Genomic DNA, 13,107 nt, shown 5'->3' with positions numbered 1-13,107 from the left:
TGGTTCGACCTCACAATATCCCGAATCCCTGGAGACGCTCGCGCGAGCGTGCATAAAACTGCGGCCGCTGGAAGTACTTCGAATGCGCTTCCGTAATCCCCGTCACGGAGTTGAACGCGAAGTCGACCGCGTCCTTGAAGATCTTCTCCGTTCGAAAGGCCAGAGGATCGATCGGGTCGAAGACATTGAGCCAGTGCTTGACGCAGTCGGGCTTGCGACGCTGCGAGCCGGCCGGAAGGTTGTGCGCGAGAAGATCGAGAGCGGCGAAGAAGCCGGGCTGCGAGCCAACAGTCAGAAGGGCATCGACCTTGAACCCATCAGGGAGGCCCGCCAAAGCTGGATTTGTCAGCATATCGACGAGAATGACGCCACCCATGCTGTGCCCGACGACCACGAGGGGGCCCTTGCCCGCCTTGGCCCCCTCATGAGCCTTGGCTAGAGCCTCCCCGACTTCGCTTCGGATTCTCTGGCGATCCTCCCCTTCCTTCAGGTAGACGAAGACGTCACCGATGAAGAGACCGATGGCGGGGCTAAGGCTGTCTCTGATAGCGCCAAAGCCGAGCGTCGACGCCGCGTTGCGCACCCGATCCGTGACGGCTGAGATGGCGTCGCTGATCAGACTTCCGATGCCGTACGCTGTCGGCGCCCCGACGTTTAGTTGATCCGCGATTGTCTGTGAGTTGGCATCACCAACGAACGCGGTCGAGGCTTTGCCCGTGGCGATGAGATCGGAAGCTTTGCGGAACGCCTGAAGTTCCTCCGGCTTGAGGTCTCGTCTCTCGCGCGCAGCCCGGTCGGCTATTTCTGAGCAAATGGCGTCAAGCGCCGCTATGGGATCCTGCTTCCCTACAGCACCAATCGAAACATCGGATGTGCCCCCCGCCTGCCCGCCCCCCATAAGACCACCACCAAGCCCTGGAGTCGCGCCCACATTTAGAGCGTAGGTCCCCACTCCCTTATCGGTGCCGAAAACATCTTGTGAGATTGGGGGGACGAACTTGCCCCATATTGGCGAGTGGATCGTGACGTCACTTCCGGTGAACAGCAATTCGCGAAACAGCTTGTCACGGTTTGCGATCGCGTCCTGATACTCCAGCGTGTCGCGCGTTGCGACACCATGTACGAACACTAGTTGTGCCATTTGTTCCTCCCTGAACGATGTCCATGCGCTTAAGGTACATGTCTTGTAGCACAGTTCCCCATTGTCATCCACGGACCCAGCTTTTACCGAGCCGTTGATTTGAAATATGATTTATAGCCAAGCGAAATAACCTTTCAGCCTTATGCTAAATATTCGCGTTACCACATCGTCACTTAATAAATTTCGGCTGTTGGCACATTGGAGCGCAACTCTGGGCTGAATCGCTCTTGGACTTAGCGGACACATAACCGATCGCTTCGAGCGAGAACTCGACTGGACACCCATCAAACCACGACTACGCTAAGAATCTACCAGCCATAAAAGTAATCGGCTAGAGAAGCTCGATATCAGCGAAAAGCTGTGTATTTTTTAAGCCAATAAACTTGAACAGGGGTCAGCTCGTGAAAGCACTAAAAGCAATAAGTTCTATTGTTTTTGCATTGCTCGCTCAGTCAGTTTATTCGGCACCTACTGTTCAAACACGTAGCACTTGGGAACAAGCATGTCCCAACGCAAAGGCCGGACCTGGTATCGCACCCATTGCAGCGATACTCGCCCCGGCCGTTATTGACGCTGTCGTCGACCACACAGCAGCCTCGTTAAAAGCAGCAAGTGACTCTGAGACGAAACAATTCACGACTTCCACCTCCACTGGTTTATTTTACGAAGTGAATAACTCCGGAGAGCTTTCATTAAACCGAATGGATAGTTGCTTGGTCGTAATACGTGGCGAGTTTGAAGGGCAAAATGTAACCAAAGAGTATTTTCGTTTAGAGGTTGAAAGAAAGGCTATCCCCAATAGCGATTATTTCAGGCTTGAACCTAGGTATTTCAAAGCGAGCAAGCTTGAAATTGGTAACTGGCTATCTAAAACTGGTGATCACAGTATTTCCGTATCTCTTTATGCCCCGGCAGCAGCGACCCCATACGGGTCAGCAACATTCACATTTGAACAAATAAAAGAAGATACAGAAATCAAAATTGGAGACTATCGATTAGAAACGGCGTATAGCGATCCAATTCCATATCCGGAGGTTTTAGAAGATGCCAATGGAAGCCGAGACAAACAAGCAAAGGCGGCGGCCCCATATTTACTTGCCCTTGGAGTGCTTAAAAGGCAGAAGAAAGAACTAGAAAATACTGCGGGCCAGCATGCTATAAGCAACCAAAAGCCTGACCCGTTAGACTTGGCGACCGTGAAAATATTACTCAAAAACTACTGTGATGCCGAATCAAATGACAATCTAAACATTCCGAGCAAGCAACGAGTACGAAGCGAACGATGTGCCATTGATAAAAGCACTGCATCAAGACGACTTGAAGAAGGAATATTGCGAGCCAATCTTTCTTCTGAAGTTAAAAAATGGGCTGAGGAAATATGCATAGATTGGAACTACAAAGATCAATGCAATAAAGCGTTTGCGCTTGAAGGAACGAAGCAACCAACAGGATTGTTTGTTACTAAAACGATACTAACCGAAACTAGAAATGCGAACATATATGGCCAAAAGCTCGCTGGTATATTGGGTGCTGCGTCAGACGATTTGAAGAAAGAATTCAAGTCCAAGCTTCCAGATGCGAAGGAAGCAACTGAAAAAGCTAATGATACAGAGGACAGAACATTACTCTATACGTACAGTCTCGCGCTGAGCAAATTAAACGTAGCCAAATACGCTTACACCTCAACGTCAAAGCAGGATGAAAAGTTAGATGCCCATATAAAGCTAGTCGAAGCCTGCTTCGCTGCTAACGAGGCAGGAATTGCAGTCGGAATGCCACCAGCATGCCCTCAGTATGAGTAATATAAAATGAAAAAAACTCCTTCACGTCGCAGGAAATACCGTTCAGGCTGGATACCGGAACCTCAAGCCCCGGTAGATCATAGCTACTCTCTACAACTTGACATCTCTTTACAACTTGGCATTGAGACAGTTGATTTAAGAAGCAACGACATACCAATATTCGATCAAGAAAATCTTAGTAGCTGTACAGCTAATGCACTGGCAACAGCGCATCAAATATGCCAACAACAACAAGGACACAAAGTATTCGAACCATCCAGACTTTTCCTACACCACAATGCCCTCCGCTTAACAAATAATATTGGAGTTGATAATGGTGTAGAAATAAGCCTGGCATTTAGCGCACTTGAAAAATATGGCGTATGCCCAGAGGAAATGTGGCCATATATAACCGCTTACGCCCCGGACAAACCATCAGAAAATTGCTATGACGACGGCGCCTTCCATCGAACTATAAAATCTAAACCTCTAGGCCAAAGTATATCTGCCTTGACATCGTTTCTGGCATCTAAACGACCATTTGTATTTGGAATATATGTGCGTGAGAGCTTTGAGTCAGAAGAGGCCATTCAAACTGGGGTTATTCCAATTCCAAAGGAAGGTGAAAAAAAACTATATGAACATGCTGTAGTTGCTGTTGGTTTTAATCCTGGTTTTATAATCTTTCAAAACTGCATGGGAAGCGGATGGGGGGACCAAGGTTACGGATACATGCCGTTTAATTTCATAGCGAATCCAAAGAATGCTAGTAATTTTTGGGGCCTCATTGAGGTTAACCACCCGCATGATCATTAACCTAGACAGGCTGAAACCACTTTCAACTGACTCAATGAGGCGATCATGAGCGTGCATAGTCTTTTAGACTTAGCACGTAGCTTTCAAATTTTTTTGTCGGTGGAGAGAGCGCCGAAAACGCAAACAGCTCAGCAAGGAGCTGTTTTTACATCGAGCGGGCAGAGACCCGGGGCTTCACGGACAGAGCCTCGTGCCCCCAGCCTAGCTCCAGACGCCAGATTCAGACCGGGGCATGTATGTCTTCGCGTTGACTTTCCTCGTCAGTTTTTGCCTTCTTGAGCACCTCGGCCAAGTGATGGCCCGCAACCGGATCGTGGTGCGCCTTTAGCGGAACGCGGATCTCGATGCTCCAGTAGATCAGCGGCCAGTAGTTATCTTCGATACGCTCGAGAATGCCACCCTTGCTACGAATATGTTCCTTGAACAAATACGACCAGCAGAGCAAGCCTGGCAGGAAGTCTCGGACGATCACCGACTCCGGGTACCGGTGCAGATCCAGCTTGGGGCCGATCAGATCGTCGGGCTCTATCTCGTACCGTTGCGCCATCTCTTTGACCGACACATCGGAGAGGTAGAAGCGAAACACCTGACGCTCTTTATGGTTAGCATGAATACCCCAAGGCGAAAAGGAGTTACTGCTGTGGCCGTCTGCCTCCCAGCTCTCCGCCCCTTGCAGGTGATAGGCATGACGGACCAGGCCCAGACAGACCTCGGCGATCTCGTCATCATTGAGGAGTCGCTCCATTCGTGTCTCCGCGTCCTCGGGGTTCTGCACGAAGGGGAGCATCAAGGCGTTACAGCGGGCAGAAAATTCCGTGAGCCCCGCACGAAACTTCGCGAACAGATGGTCGCCAGGCGCGTCACCTCGGTCGACATTCACCCCCTGAGCACGCCGCGCCTCCTTGCGCACCTCCCACACCTGTGCATCGATATGCACCAACTCTAGGCGACCGTCACGCACCAGCCGGGCCAGTCGGCCCCGCGCCGCCACGGTGTCACTGGTCGCGCCTTTGGACCAGAGCCCTTGCAGATACGGCAGACAGACCACATCACCGGCTGGGGTGATACGCAGCGTGACGGCCTTGATGCAGCGTCCGAAATCCTCGATCACCGCCGTCAGATAGCTATTCAGGCCGGCTATGGCCATCAGCGAGCCCAGCACTTCCCGCCAGTATTGACTGTTGGCGCTGACCAGCAGCACCTGGACGCTGGTAATCAGCCAGATCACCGAGCAGATAACCACCACCAGCGGCATAAGGCGTGGCATAAGGCGTGAGTTCATTCGGTTTGATTCCCTATCACTTGATATTTTTACAAGCGATAAGTCTATCTGGTTAGGAGGAAGTGGCGAAATGCCATTTCACTGCGAGAGTCTTTGAAGTCGTAGTGAATTGCCCCTAGTTTCGTCGACGCTCCCGACTGGCCACTTTTGGCTAATTCTGCCGGTGCCAACCAGCAGCTATGGGTCGACTGCTCGGGGTGTCGCTCAATGAAACTGAGGTGCTGGCCCGTCGAAGGCCTGACGCTGATACTCGTTAACAGCAACGAACAGCGCTTCCGCTTCGAGGCGCAGCTTCTCCACTTCTTCCGCAGGCTGAGTCTCTTGCGCTTCGTGGTACCGGCGTAATGCTTGCACCGCCTGTTCCATCACGGGTTCGCCTGCCTTTACCTTTTCACCCAGGCTCTGGTCTCCCCTGCTATCCCTATCCTTACTCATCGAATCCACCATTTCCTTTTACTTTGCCAGCGCAGTATAGGCGTCGTTACTAGCCGGCACCCTACACAGCTGTGTAATCAAGGGCTGATTCATTGCCCAGTCATCGCGAATTGCACAGCGATTACACAGCTGTGTAATCAGGGGTTGATTCAATGCCCAGTCATCGCGACACGCACAACGATTACACAGCTGTGTAATCAGGTTTAGATATGCAAGGTCGATACATGACAGCAGGCTGAATAAAATTCGCCCGAGGGCACGTTGCCGACAAAGACTGGGATCAAAGGGATGTCAGCGTCCGCAAAACCAACCTTTGGAATAAAGCTCGAAATTCCACGGCCGGTAATTGACGCATATCGCTTGGGATGTACTTGATATGTGGGCAAGTGATGTATGTCCCTGTGTTCGACACTGCGTTCAGCGTTTATGCCGACGCAGCAGCCAAAATATCGCTGCTTCAGGTTCAGGCAAAAAAGTGCAATCGCAGATTTACGCGAGTACGGCGTCACGAGGAAGGCCTATGCCTTTAAAAAAGAGCCCCCCAAAGGATGAGGAACAACCGTACGCGGTCCATGAACTACACCTACCGCCAGAAGCGCGTAGTTTTTACCGAGGCATCTCTGGCGAGCAGTTCCACCGCAGCAACGCTTCGTAGTCCGCCACTGCGGCAGTCGCCCCAGGACGTCGCGCAGCCACGCATAGGGCTCTTGGCCGTTGACCTTGGCGGTCGATTTGCGCACTGGCGGTGGCGCCTTTGAGCCTATCGCTGAACAGCCATGCCTTGCGATTATGCCAAGCTTGGCATAAACGCAATTATCCGCAGTCGGAAATTATGCTCAGTTCGCCCATGCCCGGTTTTGTTATCGCATAGCCCGCCTGCTTTCCGGGTCTCCTGACGCGTTTAGGGCACGCCATAATTTTCGGTGGTTTCCTGTAGATCCAGCCCCCTCTACTGGAGCGCACCATACCTGCGGATCAACACCTGGCGAGACTTTCTTGCCACCACGCAATCAACGACAGCCCGTTAAGCAGCGCTGAATGTGCTTGCCGCCATCGACCCACCAGGGCGCTAGCCCACGCGCTATAGCCCGACTGACGCCCTGCTCAAGTTTCTGTGAAGTCTCTGAAATTATGCAAAGCCGACAATGGTGAGCAGCCAGGCACGCTGCCACCGCCGCCGCATACCTGACATAATTTCCGACCTCGCATAATTGCGCCCGATCACAAACGGCTTTATCGCTCTTTTCGGCGGCGTTGTTGTTGATCGGTAAAAACCCAGCCTCCACGTAGCGCTCCAGCCGGTTCCAGTTGTTGGCCAGATAATTCACCGCCTTGCCCAGCACGCTTTGTGCCGTGACCAGTGGCTGCGTTTTATCCAGCCAGTTTTTCAGTTGGGTCAGGACCGGTAGACTCTTTTCCTGGCGGCCAGTAAAACGCTGCTCATCGCTGGTGTCCCTGAGTTCGCGCTCGATGTCGTACAGCTTGTTGACCATCGTCAACGCGATATCGGCACGTCCGGTCTTGCCCTTGAGCTACCCCGTCCGCGCCAGTAGAAACCAAATGCATCGCTCAGAGACAGACAGCGCCAGCGCTGAGTACCCCGCTAATTGAAAAAGGAAAACACCAGCCCGAGTGTGTCCCCCCAGGTAGTGTTTCGATCTGCGGAGCCGCGGCTTTCCCGAAGCGTCGAGGCACGACTGTTCGAATGTTTACGGCGAGCAAGGTTTCTACAAGCTCAAAAGCGGGTCGGCCACAGTTGTGCTAACAATCACGTACGATCGCTCTCGCTCGCCCAAGCGCACAAACGACTGGCCTAGTAACGAGCGTGCCCGAACATTTAGTCCGAAAAGGTGGCTGGGATGCTCGTAGGTGCTGGAGGTGATCGTAATAGGCCGTTTCAATCCTATGCTCGAAATGCTCTCTAGCGCCTTGGCAACCTGCTTTTTTTGTCCTGGGATCGTGGATTGAGTATGCGGATGCGCTCCAGAGTCATCATTACTGGTCGTGGCATCCCCGAAATGGTGCGGTCTAATTGAGTGTTTGGGTATATTCACGAGACTCTACCCACGACCGTGCAATGAGAAAACTGCGCAAAAATGGGCAATTCCACCGGGCGATGAGCGTCCAGCATCCAGGAGTTCACCGAACGGCTAAACAGTTTCATCTTCACACCCCCGGTTTTTAACGAAAACCTGCCCTTTCAACCATTCAAATCTCAACGACACTTGGCAGCTAAAATTTTTTGCCTTCCTAAGGGGTCAAATACGACCAAGCCCGCCGGGAGTTTTAGAAAAAACAATACCAAAACAACACTTGACAAAAAAATAAGTTCATTGACGGTCATATGAGAGCGGCTTATTATGGGAAACCTCAAGCAAATGAGGTAAGTCATATGCCAGCACAAAAAAGCCTTCCAAGCATCCAGCAAAGCCCCACTTCAAAATTCAGTTTATCGAAAGACTTATAGTCATCTTCAGTCCTTAATCGACCAAATTTTCGTGTTCACGTGAATGCGAGAATCAGGCTCTTTTCGACTTTTTGCAGCCCGCCTCGGGTACTTATAATCTGGCTATTTCAATGGCGCTCGCTTGTCTTTGATTTAAGACCAGGGTGGCGGGTTCCTGCAACACACTTACATAACCAGCCACATTTAAACCACCCTTAAACAATTGCCGTTTGGCATATCCATACGACACTCCTACCAGGACATTCCATGACCATGATGACCGCTGAAGAAATTCTTGCACGGTGCAACATGCGCAAAGTGCTCAAAGACGCTGACAAAAAACCCGAATGGATCATTCAAGGCCTCATCGAGCGTGGAGAGCAGTGGATAATATCCGGCGCCCCAAAGACAGGAAAATCAAGACTCGCTCTTCAACTCGCTGTAGCAGCAAGCTTGAATTCAGAGTGCATTGGATTCAAAGCTAACGGCCACCAAAAAGTGCTCTATATGGACATGGAAATGTCAGAACGTAGTTGCGGTAGCCGGGCCCTACGGCTTCATGGTAACGATCGTGAAAAAATGTCAAACAACGCCAATCTTTTCATATGTAAAGACTTCATGAACATAAACGTACTTAACTCAGATGATCTAGCCAAGGTCACCCCCTATATCAATACAATCAAGCCGGATCTGATCGTATGGGACGTACTCACCAGGTGCCACATTGCCAAAGAAAATGACAACGGCGAAATGGCCCAAGTAATGCTCGCGTTTCGAAAATTGTGCGCAGGAGTCGCACACATTGTGGTCCACCACGACAAAAAACCCCAATTTCAGGGTGGCGCCATGGGTGCCGGTGCCATGCGTGGCGCGTCCGCAATCCATGGCGAAGTAAATGGTGTTCTCTCAATCGTACGTCCAAACGAAGCAAAAAACGATTATCGACTGAGTCTTTCCGGTCGCGATATCAATATGGCAGAACGAATGCATTTGGTAGGCAATGACGACTTGTCTTTTTCGGCCGTGTTGCCACCACAAAAGGTCTCTATTGAATCAAAATTGTCAGTTGCTTTCGGAGTTGAGAGCACGCTGACAAAGACCGTCCTGATAGATGCGTTGAAAGGGAGTCAGTCGATCAAGACTGCTGAAAGGCTGCTCAAAGAAGGCGTTGAGAAAGGCCTGCTGACTAGCCAACGCGCAGGCAAAGCGGTCGAGTACACGTATCTCAAATCGAATCAGGTCTGTGCTGTTTAGAAGCGGTACAGCCCCCCTTAGCATGAATGTCGTCCGATGTTGGCTGATCGAATACTGTCAATGGACATACGACACATCCCCCCTAAAGAGCGAATTGTCTAAGGTCACCCCCCTCTCTAAAACTCTCCCCCGTTATAAATGGGGGGCGGGACAAAAAAAAACAAAAAAAAATTTTATTGTTTACAAAAAAACCGCATCCACGGTGCTGAAAGGGATCCAGAGGGCGGTCTGCTACAGAGCCCATTAGATTCGGGAATTTTATCAGCCAAGAACGAATATCGTATTTAAATAATATCAACATTGAAAATATCAAAGCCCAACACTAATAGGTGACCCCATAGAATCACCCCACTGGCTACATTCCGGCAAAGCCGGCTCTGGCGGAGAGGGTCGAAAAAATTTGGATAGACAGAGTGCTAAAGTCAATGATGAGCGGCGAGGTGACCAAGGGAGCGGCAGAACAGACCTGCAACCCTTACACTCAAGGAAGCTCAATCTGCGCCTTTACAGGCAGCCAAAAAACTGAACCCCTACCTGTATGCGCAAATAGAGGTTTCGGAAATTAATCTTGACGACGATCGACGCTCACAGAAAGAAACCCCGCACGACCACCGCCGACCATTACCTCTCCTACAGCAGCGAACCCCACCCGCTCTCGCAAGCTTGTACGCTGCTCTTTAATACGCAAGCAGTGCCACTGCCCTGGCGGCACATCTGCGGCGCGCCTCAAGCTCAACCCCACACAGGGTCGATTGTCCTGGTGCCTCCGTTACGCGACGGTTTGACGCCTGCCCAGCCTCTATCGCGCGGCAACCGCGGCGTCGAATGCACGCTGAAGGTCCGCTGACGAAAAAGGATCGGAGATGTGTTCCCGATTAAAAGGTGCCTCGGGGCATGAAGGGTTTGTGATTGGCGCCGCGATAGGGATTCACGTTGCCATTGGGGAAACACACCTGGTAGTTGGGCTGGATCCCCTGCCCCATTTCACCGGACTGCACGGTCGCGCCTTCAACGGATCGTAGGTTTTTCATCACCTTGCGCAAAAAAATACGACCGAGCGAAGTGAGGGTGTCGACATCCCATTGGAGCGTGTTCATCGTGGAGTTCCTCTTGAGGGGGGTAAACAGGTTTGGAGAGCGGATTCAAAAGCCGAAGACGCGTGGCCTCAAGCCTGCGTCGACGGTGTCAGTAGCTGCGCTTCGATTTGAAACGCCTCCTCCACCGACAGGCCGTTCATGATGTTTTCGATAATGGCTTCGCGCAGAGCGCGAATGCCGCTCGGGTAAACATTCAGCGGGTCGTGGTAGTGGGCGGCCATCAGCTGTTTCGCTTGCTCACGCGGTACACGCCGAAGGGGCGTGACCGCTTTTTCACTGTGCTGGCCGTACCGGTCAAAGGCCTGATCGGCCGTGGACCAGTCAAAGGCAAAACAGCGTTGTTGTTCGCCGAGGCAATCGTGCTGCCACATGGCGCTGCCGGGGTACTGATCCCCGGCGCTGACGATGATCAGGGTCAAACGCGGCAGGTCGCGCTCTGCCACAAAATCGTAGATCACCCAGAGAATGCGCCCCATGCGCACCGGAATCAGGTTGGCCACCCGTTGATCATCTGGGTAACGGGCCTGGGCGCGTTCGATCAGTTGGCCATACGTCAGGATCTGCCGAGCGGTGGCCAGCTCAATGAGCAGCGGATACAGCAGACGGGCGAGTTGGACATCCAGCAAGGTGCGGGCCATGGCGCATTCCATTGAGGTTTATGAGGGGGACGCACGGTTCGTCCGTGCTTTAGCGTGGGCGGGTCACCTGGCTGAAAGCAACGGGGCTTATTCCAGGGCCAGTTCGATTGTGACTTTACCATTGGAGGTTTCAAGCTTTACGATAGTGCACGCGCTGAGGCCGATGCCCAGCAGCGTCTCCAGCCCCTCTTTAATGCAGGTTTGGACCGCCAATGGGGTCACGGCGCGCAGGGCATCGGCGGCGTTGCCAGCAGCGGGCCGTACGGCAGTCCCCGCCGGTGCAGTGATGAGGGTCTGGGCAAAGTTCACCAAGGCTTGAACGCGTGAGGCTTGGCCCGAGTTGTTTTCACGCCAGCGGCGCACGCCTTGTTCCGTCACGCCGGCGGCGTCGCCGATCTTTTTGTAGGAGAGGTGGGTGTGGGCTTTGATGCTCTCGACCAAGGCGGCGGTGCCATGGATCAGGTCACCCTCGGTAGTGAGTTGGTTTAAAGCGGCTTGGATGGTGTCGACCATGGGGAATGTCCTGTTGGGTAAACGGTTGATATGGTCTGCACGGTACTTGAGCTAATTAAGACTGTCAACGTCTGCTTATCAACACTTTGGTTTACAGCTGTGCGGTGTTTACCCTGTAACGGGCTAGGTAGGCTTGGGCCCTAGCGTGTGATCCGAGGGCTCGACCGCTGTCTCGGTGCGCTTCTGGGCGGGGCCGGCGGATTCGAACCGCGTTGCGTGTAATCGAGGATCGGTTAAATGGTAGAAATCTATGACCGGGCACAGCTGCTGGACGAGGTCTGGTCCGAGCCGGTGCAGGCGGTGGCGCCACGTTACGGGCTGTCCGACGTCGGCCTGAAAAAGCTCTGTGCTCGCTTACAAATCGCCACCCCGCCACGCGGTTATTGGGCCAAGCTCAAGGCCGGTAAACGGGTGCCCCCTCGCCCCAAGCTACGCGAATATAAAGGACCTGCCCTCCACTTGTACCGCAGGGTGCCGCCGCCCCATCCGCCCAAAGCCGCTTTGGACGACAGGCTTGAAGCCGTGCTGGCGTTTGAACGGCAGCCTGAACATCACATCACGGTGCCGGAGCGCGTCACGCGTTGGCATCCCATGGTGCTGGCCGCACGGGAGTCGCTGAAGAAACCGGTTATCGACACGCGGGGACTGCCGCAAACCCGAGGCAACGTGCTGAATATTTCGGTCTCTGAACGCCTGCAACCTCGCGCCTTGAGAGTGGCGGACACCCTGCTCAAGGCGCTCGAAGCGCGCGGCTATGCCGTCACGCAGGGCGAGCGTCAGGTCGAGATTGTGATGCTCGACCAAACGCTGCGTTTGCGTCTTTATGAACCGTCTTTGCGCTCAGAGTACGTTCCAACGGCCGCCGAGGTCACCGAAAAAACCAAGGGCGGTTGGAGCTATTGGCCGAAATGGCAATTCACCCCGTCCGGGCGACTCCAGGTGCTGGCCGATGACGGCTATGGGGGCAAAGTCACGGATTCGGAACGTCACTCCGTTGAGTTACAGCTCAATAAACTGATTGGGCTGATGGCCACAAGGGCCGTCGAGTTTCTGGCCCGCAATGAACGCCAGGCAATTGAAGACGCCGAGCGCCAGCGAGCCCGCGACATTGCACTGGAGCGAAAGCGCCTGCAAGACGCAGAAAAGCAGCGGCTGGCGAAGCTTGAAATTGATGCGCAGAACTGGCGGCGTGCTCAAGCCATCCGTGAGTATCTCAACGCATTGGAGCAGACAGTCGAACGCCACGAGCTTTCTGCGGAGCAACTAGAACTGCTCCGCTGGGGCCGTGCAAAAGCGGACTGGCTCGATCCACTCACGCTTGGGGTGGTGGACGTTCTGAACGAAAAGATTCCGTCTCTGGAAGCACGCTTTCAGTATGAAGTGCTTCGCAAGTAAATATTGAGATAGGGCAAACGGCTGATTACACGCTGCTCGCCACCCCCTCCGATCAATGCGGCTTTAGCCTTGGTCGAGCACGAGACCAAGACCGCGCGTTTGAATTCAGCGGAGAAGAAACGATGACGCATGGTTATCTACGACGTTAAATGCAGCGGAATCCTCACTCACAAACCGTACCTGTTCGCTCAATCGGATGCCCCGAAAAAACCTCTTTGAGAGTCGGGTTTCTGAATACCAGGCTGGTAGTATGCTTATTAGTAAATACTTCGGATCGCCATGGCGTCGCATTAAAACCTGAACCCGTCT

11 protein-coding genes and 1 pseudogene are annotated in these 13,107 nt (G+C 52.9%); 4 read left to right on the top strand and 8 right to left on the bottom strand.

The window, feature by feature from the left end; all coding sequences use genetic code 11:
• Nucleotides 1-10: 10 nt before the first annotated feature.
• Nucleotides 11-1,141 (bottom strand): hypothetical protein, encoded by a 1,131-nt coding sequence (locus ACYZTX_RS12695; protein ID WP_462034312.1) that lies wholly within the window; start codon nucleotides 1,139-1,141, stop codon nucleotides 11-13.
• Nucleotides 1,142-1,542: 401 nt separating this feature from the next.
• Between ACYZTX_RS12695 and ACYZTX_RS12690 the strand changes: the two genes are divergently transcribed.
• Nucleotides 1,543-2,943 (top strand): hypothetical protein, encoded by a 1,401-nt coding sequence (locus tag ACYZTX_RS12690; protein WP_462034311.1) that lies wholly within the window; start codon nucleotides 1,543-1,545, stop codon nucleotides 2,941-2,943.
• Between the two features lie 6 nt (nucleotides 2,944-2,949).
• Nucleotides 2,950-3,738: a C1 family peptidase gene (locus ACYZTX_RS12685; protein WP_462034310.1), complete on the top strand. Its 789-nt coding sequence runs from the start codon at nucleotides 2,950-2,952 to the stop codon at nucleotides 3,736-3,738.
• Nucleotides 3,739-3,958: 220 nt separating this feature from the next.
• Here the strand turns inward: ACYZTX_RS12685 and ACYZTX_RS12680 are convergent, their stop codons facing one another.
• From ACYZTX_RS12680 to ACYZTX_RS12665, 4 genes and pseudogenes are all read right to left on the bottom strand, one after another.
• Nucleotides 3,959-5,020 carry a hypothetical protein gene (locus ACYZTX_RS12680; protein WP_462034309.1) on the bottom strand — a complete coding sequence of 354 codons (1,062 nt, stop codon included), beginning with the start codon at nucleotides 5,018-5,020 and terminating at the stop codon, nucleotides 3,959-3,961.
• Nucleotides 5,021-5,224: 204 nt separating this feature from the next.
• A complete protein-coding gene (locus ACYZTX_RS12675; protein ID WP_462034308.1) occupies nucleotides 5,225-5,455 on the bottom strand; it encodes a hypothetical protein in 231 nt (76 codons plus the stop codon).
• Between the two features lie 518 nt (nucleotides 5,456-5,973).
• A complete protein-coding gene (locus ACYZTX_RS12670; protein ID WP_462034307.1) occupies nucleotides 5,974-6,195 on the bottom strand; it encodes a transposase domain-containing protein in 222 nt (73 codons plus the stop codon).
• A 473-nt stretch (nucleotides 6,196-6,668) separates the two neighbouring features.
• Nucleotides 6,669-6,984 (bottom strand): annotated as a pseudogene (locus tag ACYZTX_RS12665) (IS66 family transposase); the annotation flags it as partial.
• A 1,184-nt stretch (nucleotides 6,985-8,168) separates the two neighbouring features.
• Between ACYZTX_RS12665 and ACYZTX_RS12660 the strand changes: the two are divergent.
• Nucleotides 8,169-9,155 carry an AAA family ATPase gene (locus tag ACYZTX_RS12660; protein WP_462034306.1) on the top strand — a complete coding sequence of 329 codons (987 nt, stop codon included), beginning with the start codon at nucleotides 8,169-8,171 and terminating at the stop codon, nucleotides 9,153-9,155.
• An 875-nt stretch (nucleotides 9,156-10,030) separates the two neighbouring features.
• Here ACYZTX_RS12660 and ACYZTX_RS12655 read toward each other — a convergent pair.
• From ACYZTX_RS12655 to ACYZTX_RS12645, 3 genes are all read right to left on the bottom strand, one after another.
• Nucleotides 10,031-10,252 (bottom strand): hypothetical protein, encoded by a 222-nt coding sequence (locus ACYZTX_RS12655; RefSeq protein ID WP_462034305.1) that lies wholly within the window; start codon nucleotides 10,250-10,252, stop codon nucleotides 10,031-10,033.
• A 68-nt stretch (nucleotides 10,253-10,320) separates the two neighbouring features.
• On the bottom strand, nucleotides 10,321-10,890 hold the full coding sequence (locus ACYZTX_RS12650) for a hypothetical protein (RefSeq protein ID WP_462034304.1): 570 nt from the start codon (nucleotides 10,888-10,890) through the stop codon (nucleotides 10,321-10,323).
• A gap of 87 nt (nucleotides 10,891-10,977) precedes the next feature.
• Nucleotides 10,978-11,403, bottom strand: a complete 426-nt coding sequence (locus tag ACYZTX_RS12645; protein ID WP_462034303.1) for a hypothetical protein — start codon at nucleotides 11,401-11,403, stop codon at nucleotides 10,978-10,980.
• Nucleotides 11,404-11,640: 237 nt separating this feature from the next.
• Here ACYZTX_RS12645 and ACYZTX_RS12640 point away from each other — a divergent pair, with 237 nt between their 5' ends.
• Nucleotides 11,641-12,798, top strand: a complete 1,158-nt coding sequence (locus tag ACYZTX_RS12640; protein WP_462034302.1) for a hypothetical protein — start codon at nucleotides 11,641-11,643, stop codon at nucleotides 12,796-12,798.
• Nucleotides 12,799-13,107: the final 309 nt, after the last annotated feature.

This window comes from Pseudomonas sp. MDT1-17, from assembly GCF_054898105.1.
Note: the sequence above shows the minus strand (reverse complement) of the source record. Positions and strands in the feature narration are given on the sequence as shown.